Source organism: Citrobacter sp. CK198 (genome assembly GCF_030333295.1).
GTDB lineage: Bacteria > Pseudomonadota > Gammaproteobacteria > Enterobacterales > Enterobacteriaceae > Citrobacter_B > Citrobacter_B koseri.
Map to the genome: position 1 here is coordinate 45,354 of NZ_JAOWGE010000025.1, position 23,876 is coordinate 69,229.

The 23,876-nt window shown below is 54.4% G+C and carries 20 protein-coding genes and 4 tRNA genes; 3 read left to right on the forward strand and 21 right to left on the reverse strand.

The window, feature by feature from the left end; genetic code table 11:
- Positions 1-2: 2 nt before the first annotated feature.
- Complete coding sequence (hemY, locus tag OGY62_RS04580; protein WP_286459204.1) at positions 3-1,199, forward strand: protoheme IX biogenesis protein HemY; 1,197 nt, start codon at positions 3-5, stop codon at positions 1,197-1,199.
- Positions 1,200-1,824: 625 nt separating this feature from the next.
- On the opposite strand, the gene OGY62_RS04585 is transcribed toward hemY, so the two are convergent.
- The 20 genes from OGY62_RS04585 to trxA form a co-directional block, all read right to left on the reverse strand.
- Positions 1,825-1,901, reverse strand: a tRNA-Pro gene (locus tag OGY62_RS04585).
- A 43-nt stretch (positions 1,902-1,944) separates the two neighbouring features.
- Positions 1,945-2,031: transfer RNA gene (locus tag OGY62_RS04590), tRNA-Leu, on the reverse strand.
- Positions 2,032-2,050: 19 nt separating this feature from the next.
- A tRNA-His gene (locus OGY62_RS04595) sits at positions 2,051-2,126 on the reverse strand.
- Positions 2,127-2,180: 54 nt separating this feature from the next.
- Positions 2,181-2,257, reverse strand: a tRNA-Arg gene (locus OGY62_RS04600).
- Positions 2,258-2,359: 102 nt separating this feature from the next.
- Positions 2,360-3,745, reverse strand: a complete 1,386-nt coding sequence (gene thrP / locus OGY62_RS04605) for a bifunctional threonine/serine APC transporter ThrP (RefSeq protein WP_012131146.1) — start codon at positions 3,743-3,745, stop codon at positions 2,360-2,362.
- Between the two features lie 206 nt (positions 3,746-3,951).
- Positions 3,952-4,692: a lipopolysaccharide N-acetylmannosaminouronosyltransferase gene (gene wecG / locus OGY62_RS04610; RefSeq protein ID WP_012131145.1), complete on the reverse strand. Its 741-nt coding sequence runs from the start codon at positions 4,690-4,692 to the stop codon at positions 3,952-3,954.
- A 2-nt stretch (positions 4,693-4,694) separates the two neighbouring features.
- Complete coding sequence (wzyE, locus tag OGY62_RS04615; RefSeq protein WP_200093339.1) at positions 4,695-6,047, reverse strand: ECA oligosaccharide polymerase; 1,353 nt, start codon at positions 6,045-6,047, stop codon at positions 4,695-4,697.
- Positions 6,044-7,123 carry a TDP-N-acetylfucosamine:lipid II N-acetylfucosaminyltransferase gene (locus OGY62_RS04620; RefSeq protein WP_286459193.1) on the reverse strand — a complete coding sequence of 360 codons (1,080 nt, stop codon included), beginning with the start codon at positions 7,121-7,123 and terminating at the stop codon, positions 6,044-6,046. Before OGY62_RS04620 ends, wzyE begins: the two co-directional genes overlap by 4 nt.
- The gene (gene wzxE / locus OGY62_RS04625) at positions 7,120-8,370 is read right to left on the reverse strand and encodes a lipid III flippase WzxE (RefSeq protein WP_219936373.1); all 1,251 of its coding nucleotides are present in this window, start codon (positions 8,368-8,370) and stop codon (positions 7,120-7,122) included. Before wzxE ends, OGY62_RS04620 begins: the two co-directional genes overlap by 4 nt.
- Position 8,371: 1 nt before the next feature.
- Positions 8,372-9,502, reverse strand: a complete 1,131-nt coding sequence (rffA, locus tag OGY62_RS04630; RefSeq protein WP_286459196.1) for a dTDP-4-amino-4,6-dideoxygalactose transaminase — start codon at positions 9,500-9,502, stop codon at positions 8,372-8,374.
- A gap of 4 nt (positions 9,503-9,506) precedes the next feature.
- Positions 9,507-10,184 carry a dTDP-4-amino-4,6-dideoxy-D-galactose acyltransferase gene (gene rffC, locus OGY62_RS04635; protein WP_286459205.1) on the reverse strand — a complete coding sequence of 226 codons (678 nt, stop codon included), beginning with the start codon at positions 10,182-10,184 and terminating at the stop codon, positions 9,507-9,509.
- Positions 10,162-11,043, reverse strand: a complete 882-nt coding sequence (gene rfbA, locus OGY62_RS04640) for a glucose-1-phosphate thymidylyltransferase RfbA (RefSeq protein ID WP_012131139.1) — start codon at positions 11,041-11,043, stop codon at positions 10,162-10,164. Before rfbA ends, rffC begins: the two co-directional genes overlap by 23 nt.
- 17 nt (positions 11,044-11,060) lie before the next feature.
- Positions 11,061-12,128, reverse strand: coding sequence for a dTDP-glucose 4,6-dehydratase (rffG, locus tag OGY62_RS04645; protein WP_286459197.1), 1,068 nt, complete (start codon positions 12,126-12,128; stop codon positions 11,061-11,063).
- Positions 12,128-13,390, reverse strand: a complete 1,263-nt coding sequence (gene wecC, locus OGY62_RS04650; RefSeq protein ID WP_286459199.1) for a UDP-N-acetyl-D-mannosamine dehydrogenase — start codon at positions 13,388-13,390, stop codon at positions 12,128-12,130. Before wecC ends, rffG begins: the two co-directional genes overlap by 1 nt.
- The gene (gene wecB / locus OGY62_RS04655) at positions 13,387-14,517 is read right to left on the reverse strand and encodes a non-hydrolyzing UDP-N-acetylglucosamine 2-epimerase (RefSeq protein ID WP_012131136.1); all 1,131 of its coding nucleotides are present in this window, start codon (positions 14,515-14,517) and stop codon (positions 13,387-13,389) included. The genes wecC and wecB overlap by 4 nt, the downstream gene beginning before the upstream one ends.
- Positions 14,518-14,572: 55 nt before the next feature.
- The gene (gene wzzE / locus OGY62_RS04660) at positions 14,573-15,619 is read right to left on the reverse strand and encodes an ECA polysaccharide chain length modulation protein (protein WP_049009048.1); all 1,047 of its coding nucleotides are present in this window, start codon (positions 15,617-15,619) and stop codon (positions 14,573-14,575) included.
- A gap of 12 nt (positions 15,620-15,631) precedes the next feature.
- On the reverse strand, positions 15,632-16,735 hold the full coding sequence (gene wecA / locus OGY62_RS04665) for a UDP-N-acetylglucosamine--undecaprenyl-phosphate N-acetylglucosaminephosphotransferase (protein WP_024130098.1): 1,104 nt from the start codon (positions 16,733-16,735) through the stop codon (positions 15,632-15,634).
- 229 nt (positions 16,736-16,964) lie between these two features.
- Positions 16,965-18,224: a transcription termination factor Rho gene (rho, locus tag OGY62_RS04670; RefSeq protein ID WP_002437993.1), complete on the reverse strand. Its 1,260-nt coding sequence runs from the start codon at positions 18,222-18,224 to the stop codon at positions 16,965-16,967.
- A gap of 78 nt (positions 18,225-18,302) precedes the next feature.
- Positions 18,303-18,395 (reverse strand): rho operon leader peptide, encoded by a 93-nt coding sequence (locus OGY62_RS04675; protein ID WP_223849128.1) that lies wholly within the window; start codon positions 18,393-18,395, stop codon positions 18,303-18,305.
- Positions 18,396-18,564: 169 nt separating this feature from the next.
- Positions 18,565-18,894: a thioredoxin TrxA gene (gene trxA, locus OGY62_RS04680; RefSeq protein ID WP_001280776.1), complete on the reverse strand. Its 330-nt coding sequence runs from the start codon at positions 18,892-18,894 to the stop codon at positions 18,565-18,567.
- 143 nt (positions 18,895-19,037) lie between these two features.
- Between trxA and rhlB the strand changes: the two genes are divergently transcribed.
- Positions 19,038-20,303, forward strand: coding sequence for an ATP-dependent RNA helicase RhlB (rhlB, locus tag OGY62_RS04685; RefSeq protein WP_012131132.1), 1,266 nt, complete (start codon positions 19,038-19,040; stop codon positions 20,301-20,303).
- Between the two features lie 8 nt (positions 20,304-20,311).
- A complete protein-coding gene (gene gppA, locus OGY62_RS04690; RefSeq protein WP_012131131.1) occupies positions 20,312-21,796 on the forward strand; it encodes a guanosine-5'-triphosphate,3'-diphosphate diphosphatase in 1,485 nt (494 codons plus the stop codon).
- A gap of 47 nt (positions 21,797-21,843) precedes the next feature.
- Here gppA and rep read toward each other — a convergent pair whose 3' ends face one another.
- Positions 21,844-23,865: a DNA helicase Rep gene (gene rep, locus OGY62_RS04695; protein ID WP_049009050.1), complete on the reverse strand. Its 2,022-nt coding sequence runs from the start codon at positions 23,863-23,865 to the stop codon at positions 21,844-21,846.
- Between the last annotated feature and the right edge of the window lie 11 nt (positions 23,866-23,876).

Genomic DNA, 23,876 nt, shown 5'->3' on the forward strand with positions numbered 1-23,876 from the left:
TGATGCTGAAAGTATTATTGCTCTTTGTGTTGTTGATCGCCGGTATCGTCATAGGCCCAATGATCGCCGGTCATCAGGGCTATGTTCTGATCCAGACCGATAATTACAACATTGAGACCAGCGTAACGGGGCTGGTGATCATCCTGATCGTTATGATGGTCATTCTGTTCGTCATTGAGTGGCTGCTGCGACGCGTTTTCCGCACCGGCGCGCACACTCGCGGCTGGTTTGTCGGGCGTAAACGCCGCCGCGCACGTAAGCAGACCGAACAGGCGCTGCTTAAGCTGGCGGAAGGCGATTACCAGCAGGTTGAGAAGCTGATGGCGAAGAATGCCGATCACGCTGAACAGCCGGTGGTGAACTATCTGCTGGCCGCCGAAGCCGCGCAGCAGCGTGGTGACGAAGCGCGCGCTAATCAGCATCTGGAACGTGCCGCCGAACTGGCGGGCAATGACACGATTCCGGTGGAGATCGCCCGCGTACGTCTGCAACTGGCGCGCAACGAGAATCATGCGGCGCGTCACGGCGTGGATAAACTGCTGGAAGTTACCCCGCGTCATCCAGAAGTGCTGCGCCTGGCGGAACAGGCTTACATCCGCACCGGAGCATGGAGTTCGCTGCTGGACATCATCCCATCAATGGCGAAGGCCAACGTCGGCGATGAAGAACATCGCGCCATGCTGGAACAGCAGGCCTGGATTGGGCTGATGGATCAGGCGCGAGCCGATCAGGGCAGCGAAGGATTACGCGAATGGTGGAAGAACCAGAGCCGTAAAACTCTCCACCAGGTTCCGCTGCAAGTGGCAATGGCAGAACATCTGATTGAGTGTGACGATCACGATATGGCGCAGCAGATCATCATCGACGGCCTGAAGCGCCAGTATGACGACCGCCTGGTTCTGCCGATCCCGCGCCTGAAAACCAACAACCCGGAGCAGCTGGAAAAAGTGCTGCGCCAGCAGATTAAAACCGTTGGCGATCGCCCGCTACTGTGGAGCACGCTGGGTCAGTCGTTGATGAAGCATGGCGAATGGCAGGAGGCTACGTTCGCTTTCCGCGCCGCGCTCAAGAAACGCCCTGACGCCTACGACTACGCCTGGCTCGCCGATGCGCTGGACCGGTTGCATCAGCCGGAAGAAGCGGCCACCATGCGCCGCGACGGTCTTATGCTGACCTTGCAGAACAATCCTCCGCAGTAATTTCCCATTGCCCGGTGACGCTACGCTTACCGGGCCTGCCAGGTCACCGTAGGCCGGATAAAGCGAAACCGCCATCCGGCAGTTCTCTTCCGCTTCCCCATAAAAAAACGCCTGCTCAAATGAGCAGGCGTCAAAACAGGTCTGTATGACAACATAAATGGGTGCTTCACTCAACGTTATGTCCATGGTGTTTGATGAGGCGTAAGCGACATCTGTCTGTGGACGATAAGCACCGTAAACGGCTCTGCATCATTCCTGAGTTTATGAGGCACTAAGGCGAACATAAGAGATGGAATGAGCATCTACAGGGATATTATTGCACATTGCATGCCAGGATTGCACCGCCAAAAATAAGGATTCAGACTTTTTAACGTATCAGGCCATTCGCGGCTCTGCGGCGGTTTCTGCCAGCCTTCTTCGCCATAAAAATCCCCTCTTTGTCTCTGAACGGAGACAAATAACACGCAATACCAATAATTATTTATAAATCATAATGTTAGACGTCACCAGATAGCGACAACAGAAGCCTGGAATGTCTCAACATTGCGACAGCGATACAGGGGATCGGGAAAGAAGAGGAAGAAGAGGTGAAAACAAAAAACCCCGCCGAAGCGGGGTTCAAAATTGGTCGGCGAGAGAGGATTCGAACCTCCGACCCACTGGTCCCAAACCAGTTGCGCTACCAAGCTGCGCTACTCGCCGATGTACTGCTTTTTTTGAATTTTTAGTTCAACTCTTTAAGTCGTGGTGCGAGGGGGGGGACTTGAACCCCCACGTCCGTAAGGACACTAACACCTGAAGCTAGCGCGTCTACCAATTCCGCCACCTTCGCATTTCACAACTTTTAATAATGGGGTGGCTAATGGGATTCGAACCCACGACAACTGGAATCACAATCCAGGGCTCTACCAACTGAGCTATAGCCACCACTGAAATCTTTTACGCGGTATTAAAACCACCGCAGCTCCAGCACCGGGTAAATGGTGCGCCCGACAGGATTCGAACCTGAGACCTCTGCCTCCGGAGGGCAGCGCTCTATCCAGCTGAGCTACGGGCGCTTAGCGCCGTTGCGGGGGTGGATAATACGGACTTCCCACCCCTCTGTCTAGTGCCTTTTTAAATAAAATGCGCGTTTGGTTACGCTTTGCGCGTTTTGCTGCTTATTCCCCCACCTTGTGGGCAGTTCCGGCGCGATTCAGGCCGAAAACCTTGTAGACGAGCGTGACGGCAAGCAGGAAGATGATGCCGACAAACAGCGACATACGAGTATCTTCATTCAAGTACATACCAATTAAAACGCAAACCAGGAACGCCATCGTCAAATAATTCGCCCACGGGAACATAATAGAACGGAAAGGATGGCTGATCATCGCGTCTTTATGAGCACGACGGAAACGCAACTGGCTAATCAGGATCACGAACCACGGCACCATACCCGGCAATACGCTGGCGCTGTAGACATACACAAACACCCGCTGCGGGTTCGGAATAATGTAGTTCAGGCATGAGCCAATCAGCAGAATCGCGATCGACAGCGCCACCCCGGCGACCGGTACGCCATGACGGGAGACTTTCGCCATCGCCGCCGGAAGCTGGCGGTTTTTCGCCAGAGCATACAGCATACGTCCGCAGCTATACATGCCGCTGTTACAGCCGGAAAGCGCGGCGGTCAGCACCACGAAGTTAATAATGCCCGCCGCAGCGGTAATCCCGATTTTGGCAAAAGTGAGTACAAACGGGCTGCCGTTACTGCCGATTTCGTTCCACGGGAAGATTGTCACGATAACGAAAATCGCCCCTACATAGAAAATCAGGATACGCCACAGTACCTTGCCTACCGCGCTGCGCAGCGTAACCTGCGGATTCTTCGCTTCACCCGCGGTAATGCCGATCAGCTCCACGCCCTGATAGGAGGCGACCACAATACACAACGCCGTCAGGAACCCTTTCCAGCCACCGGCAAAGAAGCCGCCGTGTTCCGTCAGGTTGCCAAAACCGATCGCCTGGCCGCCATTGCCAAAGCCAAAGAAAATCACCCCCAGTCCGACCACAATCATCACAATGATGGTGGTGACTTTGATCATCGCAAACCAGAACTCGATTTCGCCGTACAGACGGACGGCGGCCAGATTAGCCAGCGCCACCAGCCCAACGGCGATCAGGGCGGGTATCCATTGCGCCATATCCGGGAACCAGAACTGCACGTATACCCCGATAGCGGTTATTTCCGATATCCCCACCGCCATCCACATAAACCAGTATGACCACGCGGTGAGATAGCCAAAGAAGGGGCTCATGTAACGGTGTGCATAAACGGCGAATGAGCCAGTAACCGGCTCCAGGAACAGCATTTCGCCCATTGAGCGCATGATGAAAAAGACGAACAGCCCGGCGACGATATACGCCAGCAGCACGGAGGGCCCCGCCCATTTCAGCGTACTGGCGGCGCCCATAAACAGCCCAACGCCAATCGTGCCCCCAAGGGCGATCAATTCGATATGACGAGCTTCCAGCCCACGCTGTAGCTCCGGTTTTTTCTCTGCCATAAATCCTCTTGTCGTGTTTGCACTCGTTCCGGCGTTGTTGCCGGTTATTGTTATGGGTACATCAAGCGATGCGAATGGTTTCTTAAATTTGGCAAAATGGCAAATGAAGCATTAAAAAAATGCATGTTTTGTGTAAAAAAGGAACAAAAATGTGGGAGGCGGGCAACGCATTAAGCAGAATGCGCTGCCCGTAAGAAAAGCAGCGTTCAGAGATTGCCGGTGTAATGCCAGCGGAGATAGCGCAACAGACGCAGCTGGCGGGTGATACGGCTCGGCTGAGACAGCAGGCGATACAGCCACTCCAGCCCCAGCGTCTGCCACATTTTGGGCGCGCGTTTCACATGACCGGTAAAGACATCGTAGGTGCCGCCCACCCCCATATATAAGGCCTGAGGATGAATCACCCGACAGTCGCGCATCAGGATTTCTTGTTTCGGCGATCCCATTGCCACGGTCACAATCTTCGCCCCGCTGGCATGGATGCGCTCAAACAGCGCCTGGCGCTGCTCAGGTTTAAAATAACCGTCCTGGCTACCGACAATATTGACGTTCCACTGCGCACGCAGTTTTGCTTCCGTCTGCGCCAGCACCTCCGGCTTACCGCCGACCAGAAAAACAGGCGTCCCTTCTTTACCGGCGCGCGCCATCAGTTCTTCCCAGAGATCGGCCCCGGCCACCCGTGAAACCTGCGCCTGGGGGAATTTCTTACGCACTGAACGCACAACGCTAATGCCATCCGCATATTTAAACTCGGCGGCATCAATCAACGCCCTGACTTCCGGGTCATCTTCTGCGGTCAGCATTTTCTCAGCATTGATCGCCACCAGCGTACCCTGCTTCATTTGCCCATCGGCAAACAGGTAATTCAGCGCATGTTGCATATCGCGCCAGCCAATCAGCTGCAATCCACGAAGTGAATAGAGCGGCGCTGTCGTGTTATCCGTCATTATTATCCTTCAACCTGAGTCTGCGGCTGCGGTTTCGCCCGTTGATGGACCAACCCGGCACAATCGAAAAGCCAGAACAAAAGTTTTGCCACCAGCAGGCAGGCACCAAAAATCACGAGGAAAAAGACCACTCGCGAGACAAAAGAATCCAGCCCTTCTCGCGCCAGAACAATCATATTGAAGATGGCGCCAAAGCAGAAACTGTGCAAAATCGCCGCCTTATAGCGATTCGTCTCACGGTTGCCAAGCTCATACAGCCAGTCAAACCATTTAATAATCAGCCCAACCGCGACCGCCCCCAGAGGGATAAACAGCGCGCCGCCCATCACCACCAGCGAACCAATCAGCGTGGGGGAAATGGCGAGGCCAGAGTGGTTGTTCAGCACTTCCCAGGTAAAGTAGTTGGCTGAATTCAGCACAATGCCCGGACGCCCAGGCCACAGCCACGAAGGAATAAAGACATAAAAATCACGGACGATCGGCGCCAGTCCCTGGAAATCGATGTTGTCGTAGTTTTGCAACAGCAGCGCCAGGTTCTCCCACGGCGAGAAGGTATCGCGGGTCAGATACAGGAAAGTGTAAAACGCCTCATCGCCGCTCACGTTCAGCCCATAGCGCTTCAGCGCCAGCCAGAACATCCCGACAATTCCCATCACACCCGCCGCCGCCAGCATCCACAGCGAGATCCAGCCACGAATAATGCCGATAAACAGGAAGATGGCAAACGCGATGATGATGTTAGCGCGCGTGCCGCCAACAATCATGTAGGTCAGCAGGCCAAACGCAACGGTACTCACCAGGAAAAACAGCCACGCTTTACTGTCCTGGCGCAGGAAGTAGATCACCAGCATCGCCGGAATAAAGAAGTAGAAGAAGCGTTTCAATGCCACGCCGGAGACTTCGCTGGAGAAGATCTGGCTGTAAGAGTGCAGCCGGAACAGCAGGAACCCATTGTGCATAAAGAAGATGCCAACGCTCACCAGTGCAATCCCCATCAGCATGACCCAGGTAAGGTGAGTCTCCACCCGGTTCATGGTAAATAGCGGCTTGCGCGGCACATCCGTCACGCGTTTACGTAAGCGGGTTTTATAGGTCACGTAATAAACGGCATAAAAACACGCGGCGGACAATAACGCCTGCAACAGGATTTCCGGCGGCGCCACGCCGACGTCAAAGCGGAACACCAGCACGCTGGTCAACGGGAAGCCGAAGAAAAAGGTCAGCAAAAACAGCAATGAAAAGAATACGTTGAAGTTAAAGCGCACGCGGCGAAACTCAAACCAGGTCAACGTGGCGATAAACAGCGTAGAGAGCAGCCAGACGACCAGTAACCCGCTAAATTGCATCAGGCTCATGCGGCTTCTCCTGCGGCAATGCGTAACGCGTTATGCCACGGTTCAAGGTAATTTGGGCTAAAGAAGGTGATCCCGCTTTTATCCACGGACGCCAGCTGCCGCTGCGCCTCACGAACCACGCCCTCATTAAGCGCGTCCGTCGTGAACAACACGGGCAGATGCTGTTCCGCCATATCCTGCCAGAACGGGTTCTCACGGTTAAGCACGCACGGGACACCCGCCTGGATAAGCAGGCACAACGTGCCGATTCCCTGCTGACGGGCAAAGATGAAATACCCGAGGTCGCACTGGCGAAGCAGCGCCAGATAAGCATCGAATTCCAGTTTTTCGCTGAGGATGTGTAAATTTTCCGCACTGAACAGCGCCAGCCCCGCCTGACGGACTTCATCAATGTACGCATCGTTATTGGCCGGATAGCCCATCGGCACGATCACATTTACCGTGTCGCCGAACTGCTGATACACCGCGCGTAACGCCGCAATATGTTCGTTACTGCGATCGCCGGAGTTACCCACCAGAACCGTTATTTTCCCTTCACGCGGACGATCGTTTGCCATGTTATTAAGCGAGGAGTCCATTCGCGTCGGGAAATAGAGCAGTTCACCACGCACGCGCGGGTGCTGACGGGCGAAATAGCTCAAATCGCCACGAGTAGCGAACACACAGCCCACTCGATTTTGCGCCATGCGGCGAACGGGGTAAAACAGACGGAATTTCAGCCCACGGGAAACTTCATACAGATCCGCGCCCCAGATGTGCCAGTAAAACTGCTCAGGTTTGATTCCGCCACTTAGCAGCGCCAGCCACAGGCTGGTATTGAACTGACCGTGGAAGAAGAAACGTTGCTGGCGATTGGCTTTCGCTTTGGCGATGACCGCCTCAGCCAGCGTTTTTTTCCCGGCGTAGAAACTCAGCGACAGAGCCGGGCAGCTTTCCCTGAGCCCCGCATCCTGACCTGCAACCATAAACACGCGCGCATGCTCGCTTGTCGCGGCCAGCGCATCATTGAAAAACCGCAGCACGGTTTGATTATGGTGAGGGATATCCGATCCCAGTACGTGAATCAGTACAGTCATGCCCGCCTACGCCAGAGTAAAAACACGCCACAACAGAGAGAGAAATAGACCACATAGGTGGCCATATACGCCTGTGCCGCCCCCAGCGCGCCATGCGCGGGGATCAGCCAGTGGGCGAATGCCGTCAACAAAATGAACTGGCTAATCTCAGCCAGAATATAAAACCGCAGCGACGCTTTTGCGATCACCAGATAGCCAAAAACGTACGCGCCCACTTTCAGCACATCGCCCACCAGTTGCCAGGCGAACAGATCGCGCATGGCGGTGAATTTGGCGGAAAAGAGCAGCCAGATGGCGAAATCACGCAGCAGCCAGACCGTAAAACTCGCCGCCGCCACCGCAGGCAGAACAAATTTCAGCGATTTCACCACTTCGCGCGTAATCGCCTGCTTTTCGGTCAGACGCGACAGCGTTGGCAATAAGTACACGCTAAACGAGGCGGTAATAAATTGTAGATAGGCATCGGAAATACTGCTTACGCCCTGCCAGATACCAACATCATCCCAGCTGTAATGCGCCGCCAGCAGGTTTCGCATCATCACATAAGCCACCGGTAGCGTGACGGACGTAATCAGCGCCATCAGCGTAAATTTGCTGAGCTGTCCGGCAAGCCCTTTATCCCACGACGGTTTCAGGTAGCCAAGCGGGATCGCGCCGCGTTTAATCAGCATAATCGCCGCCGGGATCACCACCAGCGCAGGCACCAGCGCCAGACCCAGCAGCGCACCTTCATAGCCGCCCAGACGGTAGCAGCCATAGTAGGCCACAACCCCCACCAGACTCCCCACAATCAGCGACAGCGCATTCCCGGCAGCGTCACGAAACCCTTTCATCAGCGCCAGCAGCAGGTTCGCCCAGGCGATCCCCATCTGCACCAGCGCCACTAAACGCACCAGCCCCTGGTAGTGGCTGTGCCCAAACAGCCCCTGGCTAATGGGGGCCGCCGCCAGCACGAAGACCAGCGCCAGTAGCGTGGAGAACCCCAGCACCATTGCGGATGAAGTGCCCACCACGTTACGCAACCGGGCAGGGTTATCATGATGCTGAGCGACATACTTCGTCACCCCGTTAAATATCCCGGCCCCGGCCAGCACGCCGAGCACGGTCACCATCTGGCGGAAGTTACCCGCCTGGCCGACGCCCGCAGGGCCAAACGACACCGCCAGCAGTTTTACGACCAGTAAGCCTGCGCCAATTTTCACCAGCGTACTGGCGGCCGTCCACAGGGACGCTTTCGCAAGCGACATATCAGGAGAAATAGTTCAGCAAGGTCGAAATCACCGTTCGCTGATTAACGGGAGACAGATTATAAAACAGCGGCAAGCGCAGCAGGCGCTCGCTCTCTTTGGTGGTGTACCGATCTTCGCCACGGAACTCGCCAAACTTGTCGCCTGCCGGACAATCATGTAGCGGGATGTAATGGAACACCGCCATGATTTCCGCTTCTTTCAGGAAGTTGATCAGCGCGCTGCGATCGGTAATATCCCGCAACTTGATATAAAACATATGCGCGTTGTGCCTACAGTCGTCCGGGATAGAGGGCAGGTCAATACGTCCCGCGCGCGCCAGCGGCGCCAGTGCGTCATAGTAGGTCTGCCACAGCGCCAGACGCTGTTGATTGATGCGATCGGCCGCTTCCAGCTGCGCCCACAGATACGCCGCCTGGAGATCGGACATCAGATAGCTGGAGCCGATATCCCGCCAGGTGTATTTATCCACCTGTCCCCGGAAGAACTGGCTGCGATTGGTGCCTTTTTCACGGATGATTTCCGCCCGTTCAATCAGGGAACGGTCGTTAATCAGCGTCGCGCCGCCTTCACCACCTGCCGTGTAGTTTTTGGTTTCGTGAAAACTGAAGCAACCGATATGACCAATCGTCCCCAGCGCACGGCCTTTCCAGGTCGACATCACGCCCTGCGCGGCATCTTCCACCACAAACAGATTATGACGCTTCGCAATCGCCATAATGGTGTCCATTTCGCAGGCGACGCCCGCGTAATGCACCGGGACAATGACGCGCGTCTTGTCGGTAATCGCCGCTTCAATCAGCGTTTCATCAATGTTCATGGTATCCGAACGGATATCGACGAAAATGATTTTCGCCCCGCGCAGCACAAAGGCGTTGGCGGTAGAAACGAAGGTGTAGCTTGGCATAATGACTTCATCGCCCGGCTGGATGTCCAGCAGCAATGCCGCCATTTCAAGTGACGCTGTACAGGATGGCGTCAGCAACACTTTAGCGCTGCCAAAACGTTGCTCCAGCCACTGCTGGCAACGGCGCGTAAAGCCGCCATCTCCGCAAAGTTTGCCGCTTCCCAGCGCTGACTGCATGTAATCGAGTTCGGTTCCCACCACCGGCGGCGCGTTAAATGGAATCATTTTGTCACCTGTATAACCAGTACGCGGTGCTTTCTACGTTGCCACCGCTCTGTATATAACGTTTAAGCGCGGCGGTGTTGCCCATCTGGGTCGCCACCCGCAATGTTGTCTTTCCGCGAGACTGCGCCCACGCGAGCGCCGCCTGCATTAATTCTGCTCCTGCGCCACGCCCGGCCAGCAGGCCGATGCGCACATCGGTGTCGTTCAGTTCGCGCAGCGAGACAAACCCGCGAATATCGTTATTCGCCGCCCGGATAACCAGACACAGGTGATCGAAGGTGCCGCGCACGGCATTTTCAATCCACTGAGCATAAAAACGGACGCTGGCGTCCGGCGCATACCACGGTGCGCGGAAACGGCTTTGCGCAAACGCGGCGGACGCCTGTTGACGTAACGCGGGAATATCGGCAATTTGTGCAATTTCCACGCCAGAAATACGTTCAACGCCAGCGACCGGCAGGCTGAAGTCGACTTCGCCTTCTACCAGCGAAAACCCCAACTGTTGCAGCGCATCTAATTCATCCGTGCGCGCAGCAGAAATTTTCGCCTGCACGCGCGACCAGGGTTGCAATGCCTCTGGCGTTAACACCGGCGCGGCAGGGTTCACGCGAACAATAGCGCTATTGACGCCAAAGAACGTATTTTCCCACGTTAATGGTTCAATACTGGCGCGGACGGGCACGGAGTAGCTCCAGTAAATATTGGCCATAGCCGGTTTTCGCTAAAGAACTGGCGGCGCGTTTTACGCCCTCGTCATCCAGCCAGCCGTTACGCCAGGCGATCTCTTCCAGACAGGCAATTTTGAAGCCCTGGCGTTTTTCAACCGTCTGCACAAACGTGCTCGCTTCAATCAGGCTGTCATGGGTGCCGGTATCCAGCCACGCAAAGCCACGACCGAGCAACTCAACCGTCAGCTTGCCGTCATTAAGGTACATCTGATTAATGGACGTAATCTCCAGCTCACCGCGCTCGGAAGGCTTCACGCGCTTCGCGTACTCTACTACCTTGCTGTCGTAAAAATAGAGACCGGTCACCGCCCAGTTTGATTTCGGCTGTTTCGGCTTTTCTTCCAGCGAGACCGCGCGAAAATTGTCGTCGAACTCCACAACGCCAAAACGTTCCGGGTCCATAACCTGATAACCAAAAACGGTCGCCCCTTCGGTTCGCGCCGCCACATGACGCAATTTCGGGCTGAAACCCTGACCAAAGAAGATATTGTCGCCCAGTACAAGACAGGACGGCTCGCCGTTAAGGAATGTTTCACCAATGATAAAGGCCTGCGCCAGCCCATCCGGGCTGGGTTGTTCGGCATACTGCAACTCAATGCCAAACTCCGAACCATCGCCCAGCAGACGCTGAAAATAGTGCTTATCTTCCGGTGTGGTGATAATCAGGATTTCCCGGATACCCGCCAGCATCAGTACCGACAGCGGATAGTAGATCATCGGCTTGTCATAAATCGGCAGAAGCTGCTTTGACACGCCGCGCGTAATCGGATGCAGGCGGGTGCCAGAGCCGCCCGCCAGAATGATACCTTTCATGCGTTCCTCCTCCGGGTTTAGCCCTTCAGACCTAAACGTTCACCCTGATAGCTGCCATCCTGCACGGGCTTCCACCAGGCCTCATTCGCCAGATACCACTGCACGGTTTTCCGCATTCCGCTTTCAAAGGTTTCCTGCGGCGTCCAGCCAAGTTCACGCGCAATTTTCGCTGCGTTGATGGCATAGCGTAAATCATGGCCTGGACGGTCATCCACAAAAGCGATCAGGGAGCGATAATGCGCCACGCCCTGCGGTTTTTGTGGCGCAAGTTCTTCCAGCAGATCGCAAATCGTTTCCACAACCTCCAGATTCTTACGCTCATTATGGCCGCCAATGTTATATGTCTCTCCCACTTCGCCCGCCGTCAGCACGCGATACAGCGCCCTGGCGTGATCTTCAACGTACAGCCAGTCGCGGATCTGTTGTCCATTGCCATACACCGGCAGCGGTTTACCCGCCAGCGCGTTCAGGATCATCAATGGGATCAGCTTTTCCGGGAAGTGGTAAGGGCCGTAATTATTGGAACAGTTAGTGACCAGCGTCGGCAGACCATAGGTACGCAACCACGCGCGCACCAGGTGATCGCTGCTGGCTTTCGAGGCGGAATAAGGACTGCTCGGCGCATACGGCGTGGTCTCAGTAAAGAAATCATCCGTGGAATGCAGATCGCCATACACCTCGTCAGTGGAGATATGGTGGAAACGAAACGCCGATTTTTTCTCATCATTGAGCGTCGCCCAGTAAGTCCGGGCCGCTTCCAGCAGCGTGTAGGTTCCCACGATATTGGTTTCAATAAACGCAGCCGGGCCGTCGATAGACCGGTCAACATGGCTTTCCGCCGCCAGATGCATCACGTAATCCGGCTGGTACTGCTGAAAAACGCGATCCAGCGATGCCCGATCGCAGATATCCACTCTCTCAAAGGCAAAGCGCTCATGCTGTGCAACTGGCGCCAGCGACATCAGGTTTCCGGCGTAGGTGAGCTTATCCACCACCACTACGGCGTCGGGGGTTTCATCAATGATGTGGCGCACAACGGCAGAGCCGATAAATCCCGCGCCGCCAGTGACCAGAATCCGTTTCATCAGCGCCAGACTCCTTTCGTATCCACAATGTAGCGTTGCCGCACGGCGTCGCCGTTAATCGCTTTAAACGGATGATGGTCAACCAGCATGACCAGCACATCCGCTTCCGCCAGCGCATTTTCCAGCGTGGCTAACGTGCAGCGACCTTCCAGTTTTTTCGGCAACTGATGAATATTAGGCTCTACCACCAGCGTTTCACCGGCATGCCAGTGCGCAATCTCCTGCGCAATGCCCATCGCCGGGCTTTCACGCAGATCGTCAATATTCGGTTTAAACGCCAGACCAAAGCAGGCGATTTTGATGTCGCTGGCGCGCTTATTCGTTGCCGTCAGGCAATCCGCCACTGCGGCTTTCACCTGCGCCACCACCCAGTGTGGTTTACCGTCGTTCACTTCACGCGCGGTACGGATCAGTCGCGCCTGCTGCGGGTTTTGCGCCACGATAAACCACGGATCGACGGCGATGCAGTGGCCGCCCACGCCCGGCCCAGGCTGGAGAATATTCACGCGTGGATGACGATTCGCCAGACGAATCAGTTCCCAGACGTTAATCCCCTGATCGGCGCAAATCAGCGACAGCTCGTTCGCAAAGGCGATATTGACGTCACGGAAGCTGTTTTCCGTGAGCTTACACATTTCGGCGGTGCGGGAATTAGTCACCACACACTCGCCTTCAAGGAAAATCTTGTACAACTCGCTGGCACGCGCGGAGCATACCGGCGTCATTCCGCCAATCACGCGGTCATTTTTGATGAGCTCCACCATGACCTGACCCGGCAATACGCGCTCCGGGCAGTAGGCAATGTTCACATCAGCCTGTTCCCCCGCCTGCTGCGGGAAAGTCAGATCCGGGCGCATTTCCGCCAGCCATTCGGCCATTTGTTCTGTCGCACCCACCGGCGAGGTGGATTCGAGGATGACCAGCGCGCCTTTTTTCAGTACGGGAGCAATAGATTTCGCGGCCGCTTCGACATAAACCATATCGGGGTCGTGATCGCCCTTGAACGGCGTCGGCACGGCGATCAAGTACGCGTCGGCTGCTACCGGCGTTGTTGTTGCCCGGAGGAATCCGCCTTCAACCGCAGTTTTCACGACGCTATCCAGATCCGGCTCAACAATATGGATGGCTCCACGGTTGATGGTGTCCACCGCCTGCTGATTGATATCCACGCCAATAACGTGCTTTTGGCGAGAAGCAAAGGCCGCAGCCGTCGGCAACCCGATGTATCCCAGCCCAATAACAGAAATGGTCGTAAAACTCATAGCGATACCCGATTATTTTTTAACGCGTGTAAAATGCGGCCGCACGCCTGCCCGTCGCCATAAGGATTATGGGCGCGGCTCATGGTTTGATATTCATTTTCGTCGTGCAGCAAACGTGTAACTTCTTCCACAATACGGTGTGAATCGGTTCCCACCAGACGCACCGTGCCAGCGGTAACGGCTTCTGGCCGTTCCGTCATTTCGCGCATAACCAACACCGGTTTGCCTAATGACGGCGCCTCTTCCTGGATCCCGCCGGAGTCGGTAAGGATCAGCCAGGCGTGGTTCATCAGCCAGACAAACGGCAGGTAATCCTGCGGCTCAATCAGTATCACATTTTCAACATGCCCCAGGATGCGGTTAACCGGTTCGCTGACGTTGGGGTTCAGGTGAACCGGATACACAATTTGTACATCCTGATTGGTAGCGGCTATCTCCGCCAGCGCATGACAGATTTGCTCAAACCCCCGGCCAAAGCTCTCACGGCGATGTCCGGTCACCAGGATCATTTTTTTATCGTCACACAGGAAAGGATACCGCTTTGCCAGTTCGGCGCGTAGCGTATCGCTGGCCAGTACGCGATCGCGCACCCAGATCAGCGCATCAATCACGGTATTGCCGGTGACAAAGATGTGGTTATCAGGGATCTGTTCCCGCAGTAAATTCTGCCGTGAATTTTCCGTCGGCGCAAAATGGTACATCGCCAGGCGACCGGTCAAGGTGCGGTTCGCCTCTTCAGGCCAGGGGGAGTAGAGATCGCCGGTTCGCAGCCCGGCCTCTACATGACCGACAGGGATACGCTGGTAGAAAGCCGCCAGACTGGTGGCGAGAGTGGTTGTCGTATCGCCATGCACCAATACGACATCAGGTTTAAAATCGGCAAGAATCGGTTTTAATCCTTCCAGGATTCGACAGGTAATCTCTGTCAGCCCCTGACCCGGCTGCATAATATTGAGATCGTAGTCAGGCACAATAGAAAAGAGATTCAAAACCTGATCGAGCATCTCCCGATGCTGCGCAGTAACGCAGACTTTTGCCTCAAAATGAGGGTCCTTTGCCAGCGCATGAACCAGAGGCGCCATCTTGATGGCCTCCGGTCGCGTGCCAAATACAGTCAGTACTTTCACATCGATTCTCTTCGAATAGGCAGTGAGGGCCTAACCCCTCACTGCTGAGATGTTGCTAAATCGCGCGGCGGCGGGTTAATGCGACGCCAGCCCCGATCAGCGCCCCAACAATGCCCCACATAACCATCAGGAAAGCACGGCGCGGGCTATCGCGTTTTACCGGTTCTTCCGGCGTGCGCAAATAACGATAGGTCTGGAAACGCGGGTCCAACGTCGGCCCCACGTTCAGCGTGTTCAACATGGCCCGGTTTTGATCATAGTCCAGATCGAATGCCGGACCGACAGCCTGAAGGTTTTCAAGACGCGCTTGTAGCATAGGGCGGCCAAGCAAAAACAGCTCAGAGTCGGGTAATTCATCGGCAGGAACATCGGTCGCCGTACGAGAAATATTATGCTGCTCGGCAATTTTGAGCGCCTGTTCAATGCTATGAACACGACGAGAGAAAATGCTTTTCGCCACCTCTTCCTGGCGTTTAACCTGCGCTTTCATCTGGATAGTCCGCGCGGCCCATGCACCCTTTAACTCATCATTCAGATGGCTCGCCGCACGCTGGCTGGCAAACGCCACATACTGGCGAAGCAGGTTGTTGGCATCGGGCGCCGTTTCCGCAATCAGCTTCACGCTATCATTGGTGTTGCGAGTGAAATCGCCAGGCGTGAACTGAATGTTATTGATCATTTCATCCAGCATCGCGGCATCGGCTTTGCTGTTGCCGACCATGCGCTGCTTGTAATAATCGGTCTGTAGCCAGAAATCGCGACGCGTATCCCAGGACGCCAGTTGCATGACGAACTCTTTATACGCTTCATCCATTACCGAAGGCTGATCGGCCGGCGCGAGGCTGGCTTTGATATCAAGGTTGCGCAAAAACTGCTGTTGGGAGTAATAGCCGCCCAGCATATTGACGGTGGGGCGGTCGGAAATCGCCGTTGCACTCCACTCCTGACGGGCAAAAAACGTATACGCTAACGCAATCAGCGCAAAAGCCAGCCCTGTTCCCACAATCCATAGCTTCCCAGCCCACAAGGTACGAAACAACCCACGAATATCCAGTTCATTTTCAGCGCTCACGGCGTGTGCCCCCGGTAATGGTTGTGTCATCGCATCCTCAATTTACTTGGTTATCGTTGGATTGTTATCACGGTTTCTGCGTAGTCTGCGCTTCACGCGCTTAATAAATCGCGCCACCTTCCAGGCACGCTTAATGCAGTAACCGTAAAGGAAGAATGCTAGCAAAAAGAGCACCAACATGACCCATTCTGGAACAAAATGGGAATATTCTGCGGCAACGCCAATGGAAGCCAGAATCGCAGCGGCGAGCGTAATGAGAACAAATGCCTGTCGGGAAGTAAACCCTGCACGCATGATCAAATGATGAATATGCTGGCGATCGGGAGAAAAGGGGCTCATGCCCTTACGCAGGCGACGATACATAATCGCCACCATGTCCATTAATGGAATCGCAATAATCCACAGCGCAGTAACCGGGCTGATAGGATGCGTTTTACCCTGCGTGGTTTCCAGCAGGATCCAGATAACCGTGAAGCCAATCAGCGTACTGCCCGCATCGCCCATAAAGACTTTATAACGACGCCCCAGAACACCAAGGTTTAACATGATATAGGGCAGAATCGCGGCGATCATGGCGAAACACCATACCGCCAGACTCGTCTGCCCATCAAACCACAGAATCAGCCCCATTGCGGCAAATGAGACGCTGGACAGCCCGCCAAGTAAGCCATCAATACCATCAACCATATTGAAAGCATTGATCGCCGCCCAGACGGCAAAGAGCGTGAGGAAATAGCCAAAGGGGCCGAGCACCAATTCCCAGGGACCGAAAATATACCCCAGGCTACTGAGATGGAGTTTCCCTATCACCATCATGACAACAGCAATAGCGGCCTGTACCACAGCGCGAATTTTCACGCTAATGTCAAAACGATCATCCAATGCGCCGACCAAAACCAGCACACCAGCAGAAAAAAGGTATAACGATGCGTGCGGAATATAGTAATCCGAGAGAGCAAACATAAAGCTGATTCCTGCGAACACAGAAATCCCGCCAACCAAAGGAACCACCCCCTGGTGCCGTTTACGAAAATTGGGTTTATCCACTAAACCTATCTTGATGGCTACTTTTCGCGCAAGAAAAATAAAAATGGTTGTGAATAAAAAAATACTGATTAGCTCAGATAAAGCAGCGAGTAAATTCACAGTGTATGTGCTCTCAGCATATATCATTTCCTTAAAGTATAATGCGTTACGTCTGTCTCTAGAAGAGAGCATTCAGAACATTACACTTTCGACCACTCGTAGTTTATACAGCCCACAGCAATTCCACATAATGAATGTGATGATGACTTGTTTATTTGACTAACAGATCAGATAAATCGCAAAAGAAAAACGCCACGTAAAAACGTGGCGTTTTCGGTATCAGCCGGACTTACGAACGCTTCATCATGTCGAAGAAGTCGTCGTTGGTCTTGGTCATTGCCAGCTTGTTAATGAGGAATTCCATCGCGTCGATTTCACCCATCGGATGGATGATTTTGCGCAGGATCCACATTTTCTGTAGCTCTTCCTGAGTGGTGAGCAGCTCTTCTTTACGCGTACCGGAACGGTTGTAGTCGATAGCCGGGAAGACGCGTTTTTCAGCGATCTTACGGGAGAGGTGCAGCTCCATGTTACCGGTGCCTTTAAACTCTTCGTAGATCACTTCATCCATCTTAGAACCGGTGTCGATCAGCGCCGTTGCGATAATGGTCAGGCTGCCGCCCTCTTCCACGTTACGCGCCGCGCCGAAGAAACGCTTCGGACGGTGCAGGGCGTTGGCGTCCACACCACCGGTCAGGACTTTACCGGAAGCCGGAACCACGGTGTTGTAGGCGCGAGCCAGACGAGTGATGGAGTCGAGCAGAATGATGACGTCTTTTTTGTGTTCAACCAGACGCTTCGCCTTCTCGATCACCATTTCAGCAACCTGAACGTGACGGGATGCCGGTTCGTCGAAGGTGGAAGCAACCACTTCACCTTTTACCAGACGCTGCATTTCGGTCACTTCTTCTGGACGCTCGTCGATCAGCAGCACCATCAGTACGCAGTCAGGATGGTTGTAAGCAATGCTCTGCGCGATGTTCTGCAACAGCATAGTTTTACCCGCTTTCGGCGGTGCGACGATCAGACCACGCTGACCACGGCCAATCGGGGAAGCCAGATCCAGTACGCGAGCCGTTAAATCTTCAGTAGAACCGTTACCACGTTCCATACGCAGACGTGAGTTCGCGTGCAGCGGCGTTAAGTTCTCAAAGAGGATTTTATTACGAGCGTTTTCAGGTTTGTCGTAGTTAACTTCGTTAACTTTCAACAGCGCAAAGTAACGTTCGCCTTCTTTTGGCGGGCGAATCTTACCAGAAATGGTGTCACCAGTGCGGAGGTTGAAACGGCGGATTTGGCTGGGAGAAACGTAGATGTCATCAGGACCGGCGAGGTAGGAGCTGTCTGCAGAGCGGAGGAAACCAAATCCATCCTGCAATATCTCCAGCACACCGTCACCAAAGATATCTTCGCCACTCTTTGCGTGCTGCTTCAGGATGGCAAAAATAATGTCCTGCTTGCGCATACGAGCCAGGTTTTCCAGCCCCATATTTTCGCCGAGAGTGATCAGCTCAGAAACCGGCGTATTCTTTAATTCGGTAAGATTCATAATGGTGTGAGTTCTTAAACTTGGGGTAAATCTCGAACTTAATGTTGTGAATGGTATGGCAGGATCATCCATGCCTGTTTACGGCCACCAACTCATGTCTGTTCGCTGTCTGGTCACAGGAAAGTACACAGAACTGAAACGACAAGACGGATTGAGTGACAAGCCAGGAATCTGTTCACTTCTCGCGCGAGAAAAAACGGGAAGCGTTGGAAAAAACAAGACTCAAACTTAATAAGGTATGTTTAATACGAAGTCAACACTAAGTTAGCACGACTCAAGCCGGGCGTCCAGTCATCCGAATAATTTAGGATGCTGGTCACCCGAACATGAAACTTCCGTCTTACGCCAGGTTGGCGTCGAGGAACTCTTTCAGCTGACCTTTGGACAGTGCGCCCACTTTGGTTGCTGCGACTTCACCGTTTTTGAACAACAGCAGGGTCGGGATGCCACGGATACCATACTTCGGCGCAGTGCCTGGGTTTTGGTCGATGTTAAGTTTAGCAACCGTCAATTTGCCCTGATATTCGTCAGCGATTTCATCCAGAATCGGGGCGATCATTTTGCACGGTCCGCACCACTCTGCCCAGAAATCAACGAGGATAGCCCCGTCCGCTTTGAGTACATCCGTGTCAAAACTGTCGTCAGTCAGGTGAATAATTTTATCGCTCATAATAACTCCACAGGAATAAGCCTGGTGTGTTGGTTTCGCCTTCATCAACGACGTGTTGATGTCGCATTAACCAACTAAAGGTTGACTTTATTTCACCGGATACGCTTTCGTAAAGCAATAGTAAGCTGATATTCTACCACACTATGAGCAAAACACATTTAACAGAACAGAAGTTTTCCGACTTCGCCCTGCACCCAAAGGTGATAGAAGCCCTTGAAAATAAAGGGTTTCATAATTGTACGCCCATTCAGGCATTGGCCCTCCCGCTAACGCTGGCGGGTCGTGATGTCGCAGGGCAGGCGCAAACCGGAACCGGAAAAACGATGGCGTTCCTGACGTCTTCGTTTCATTATCTTCTCTCTCATCCCGCGATTGACGATCGCAAGGTGAACCAGCCGCGCGCCTTAATTATGGCGCCAACGCGTGAGTTGGCCGTGCAGATCCACGCCGATGCGGAACCGCTGGCGCAGACCACCGGCCTGAAATTAGGCCTGGCCTACGGCGGTGACGGCTACGACAAACAGCTGAAAGTGCTGGAAAGCGGCGTCGACATTCTGATCGGCACCACGGGTCGTCTGATCGACTACGCGAAACAAAACCACATTAACCTCGGCGCCATTCAGGTCGTCGTATTGGATGAAGCCGATCGCATGTACGATCTGGGCTTTATTAAAGACATCCGCTGGCTGTTCCGCCGCATGCCGCCGGCCAATCAGCGTCTGAACATGCTGTTCTCCGCAACCCTCTCTTACCGTGTTCGCGAACTGGCGTTCGAGCAGATGAACAACGCCGAATATGTTGAAGTGGAGCCGGAACAAAAGACAGGCCACCGTATTAAAGAAGAGCTCTTCTACCCTTCTAACGAAGAGAAGATGCGTTTGCTGCAAACGCTGATCGAAGAAGAGTGGCCGGATCGCGCCATTGTTTTCGCCAATACCAAGCACCGCTGCGAAGACATCTGGGGGCATCTGGCAGCTGACGGTCATCGTGTCGGCCTGTTGACCGGCGACGTTGCGCAGAAAAAACGTCTGCGTATTCTCGACGAGTTTACCCGTGGCGATCTCGATATCCTCGTCGCAACCGACGTTGCCGCGCGCGGTCTGCACATTCCGGCCGTAACGCACGTCTTTAACTATGACCTGCCGGATGACTGCGAAGACTACGTTCACCGTATCGGACGTACGGGTCGCGCAGGAGCGAGCGGTCACTCTATCAGCCTGGCCTGTGAAGAGTACGCGCTGAACCTGCCCGCTATTGAGGCTTATATTGGTCACTCTATCCCGGTCAGCAAATATAACCCGGAAGCGCTGATGACCAATTTGCCGAAGCCGTTGCGCCTGACGCGCTCGCGCCCAGGCAATGGACCGCGTCGCACCGGCGCGCCGCGTAATCGTCGTCGTTCAGGTTAACGTAATATATGCTCACTTCCACTTCGCTGTATGCCGCAATTGATCTCGGTTCCAATAGTTTTCATATGCTGGTCGTACGCGAGGTGGCTGGAAGTATCCAGACGCTCACGCGAATTAAGCGCAAGGTGCGTCTGGCTGCGGGCCTGAACAGTGATAATTCGCTTTCCGCTGAAGCGATGGAGCGCGGCTGGCAATGCCTGCGCCTTTTCGCTGAACGCCTACAGGATATTCCTCAACCGCAAATCTGCGTCGTCGCCACGGCAACGCTGCGTCTCGCCGTCAATGCGGGCGAGTTTATCGCCAAAGCGCAGGAGATCCTCGGTTGCCCTGTCCAGGTCATTAGCGGCGAAGAAGAAGCGCGGCTGATTTATCAGGGTGTTGCCCATACCACCGGCGGCGCCGATCAGCGTCTGGTGGTCGATATTGGCGGCGCCAGCACCGAACTGGTCACCGGAACCGGCGCACAAACCACCTCTCTGTTTAGCCTGTCAATGGGCTGCGTTACCTGGCTTGAACGCTACTTTACCGATCGCAATCTGGCGCAAGAAAACTTCGATGAAGCGGAAAAAGCCGCGCGTGAAGTGCTGCGTCCGGTCGCCGATGAGCTACGCAAGCATGGCTGGAAAGTCTGCGTAGGCGCGTCTGGCACCGTCCAGGCGTTGCAGGAAATCATGATGGCGCAGGGCATGGATGAGCGCATCACATTGGCGAAACTTCAACAGCTGAAGCAACGCGCAATTCATTGCGGCCGTCTGGAAGAGCTGGAAATTGAAGGGTTAACGCTGGAACGCGCGCTGGTATTCCCCAGCGGTCTGGCCATTCTGATCGCGATTTTCACCGAACTGGACATCCAGTGTATGACGCTTGCGGGCGGAGCGCTGCGCGAAGGGTTGGTGTATGGCATGCTGCATCTGGCGGTGGATCAGGATATTCGCAGCCGCACGCTGCGTAACATTCAGCGTCGGTTTATGGTCGATACCGAACAGGCGCATCGCGTAGCGGATCTGGCGGTAAACTTTCTCGATCAGGTGGAAGATAAGTGGCATCTTGAGCCGATCAGTCGCGAACTCCTGACCAGTGCCTGTCAGCTGCATGAAATCGGCCTGAGCGTTGATTTTAAACAGGCGCCGCAGCACGCGGCTTATCTGGTGCGTAATCTGGATTTACCGGGATTCACCCCCGCGCAAAAGAAGCTGTTAGCCACCCTGTTGTTAAATCAGACCAACCCGATCGACCTCTCTTCCCTCCACCAGCAGAATGCGGTGCCGCCGCGCGTCGCTGAACATCTTTGTCGCCTGTTGCGTCTGGCGATCATTTTTGCCAGCCGTCGCCGTGACGATCTGGTGCCACAGATTACGTTGCAGGCGCAGGATGAGAATCTGACGTTAACCTTGCCGCAAGGGTGGCTGGAGCATCACCCGCTGGGTAAAGAGTTGATCGATCAGGAAAGCCAGTGGCAAAGCTATGTCCACTGGCCTTTGGACGTTCATTAGATGCTGGCTGCCGGATGGCGCTTACGCTTATCCGGCCTGGAAAATACCTACTTCGCTTTTGCTTTCGCCATCATGGCGCGGATATTGGCTATGCTGGCCTGCCCTTTCTGCATCCGCTCCTCGGCCGTTACCACTTTACGCTCCTGCTCCCAGATAAGATCGTCCTGCGGCAGTTCCAGCAAAAAGCGGCTTGGTTCCGGGCGCACCAGTTCGCCGTACTGACGACGCTCTTTGCACAGCGTGAAGATCAGCTCTTTCTGCGCGCGGGTGATCCCCACATAGGCCAGACGGCGCTCCTCATCGATATTGTCTTCGTCAATGCTGCTCTGGTGCGGCAGAAATCCTTCTTCCATCCCCACCATAAACACGTACGGGAACTCCAGCCCTTTCGAGGCATGCAGCGTCATGAGCTGTACCTGATCCAACTCTTCTTCACTTTCACCACGCTCCATCATGTCGCGCAGCGTAAAGCGCGTCACCACCTGGGTGAGCGTCATGGGTTCGTCAAGTTCGTTACCTTCAAGCATTTCGGTCATCCAGCTAAACAACTGGTTGACGTTCTTCATGCGCATTTCCGCCGCTTTTGGGCTCGGCGAGGTCTCATACAACCAGGATTCGTAATCAATACCGTGGATGAGATCGCGCACGGCGGCAATCGGTTCACGCTCCGCCAGACGCTGAATTTCCCCCAGCCAATGGGTGAAGCGGGTCAGTGAATCATAGCCGCGCCCGGTCAGCGTCTGGTTCAGCCCCACATCAAAACTGGCGGTAAACAGACTCTTGTTGCGCGTCATCGCCCATTCGCCCAGCTTTTGCAGCGTGGCCGGGCCGATTTCTCGTTTTGGCGTATTCACAATCCGCAGGAAAGCGCTGTCATCATCCGGGTTGGTCAGTACGCGCAGATAGGCCAGCAGGTCTTTAATCTCCGGGCGGGAGAAAAACGACGTGCCGCCAGAAATTTTGTAGGGAATACGGTTCTGCATAAGGAATTTTTCAAACACCCGCGACTGGTGGTTCCCGCGATACAGAATGGCGTAATCCTTGTATTCAGTCTTATTCACAAAGTGATGGGCAATCAGCTCGCCGGTAACGCGTTCGGCCTCGTGTTCTTCATTGTTCGCGCTCAGCACCTTGAGTTCCGCGCCATAGCCCAGTTCAGAAAAGAGGCGTTTTTCAAAGACGTGAGGGTTATTGGCAATCAGGATATTCGCCGCTTTCAGAATGCGCCCGGAGGAACGATAGTTCTGCTCCAGCTTGATCACCTGTAGCGCCGGGAAATCCTTACTCAACAACACCAGGTTTTGCGGACGCGCGCCGCGCCAGGAGTAGATCGACTGGTCGTCATCACCCACCACCGTAAAGCGCGCGCGGCTTCCCACCAGCAGCTTCACCAGTTCATACTGACTGGTGTTGGTATCCTGGTATTCATCCACCAGCAGATAGCGAATCCTGTTCTGCCAGCGCTCGCGCACCTCTTCATTACGCTGTAGCAGCAGCGTCGGCAATAGAATCAGGTCGTCAAAATCGAGCACATTGCAGGCCTTCAGATGCGCATCGTACAAACCATAACAGTGAGCAAAGATGCGGTCGCGCTCCCCTTTTGCGCTTGCCGCCGCCTGAGCGGGCGTCATCAGATCGTTTTTCCAGTTAGAGATCGTCGAGATCAGCTGTTGCAAGATAACTTTGTCATCTTCAATCAGACCGTCAGTCAGCTCTTTCAGCAATGCAACCTGATCGGTATCGTCAAACAGCGAAAAGTTCGATTTCATCCCCAACGCCGCATATTCACGTTTGATGATATCCAGCCCCAGCGTATGGAAAGTGGAGATCATCAGCCCGCGCGCCTCTTTACGCCCCAGCGTTTGCCCGACACGCTCTTTCATTTCACGTGCCGCTTTATTGGTAAAGGTCACTGCCGCAATATGGCGCGCCTGATAGCCACAACCACGAATCAGATGGGCGATTTTATTGGTAATAACGCGAGTCTTACCAGAACCCGCGCCCGCCAGCACCAGGCAGGGACCGGTGACGAATTCGACAGCGTGTTGTTGGCCGGGGTTTAAACGCATGGGAATATTGC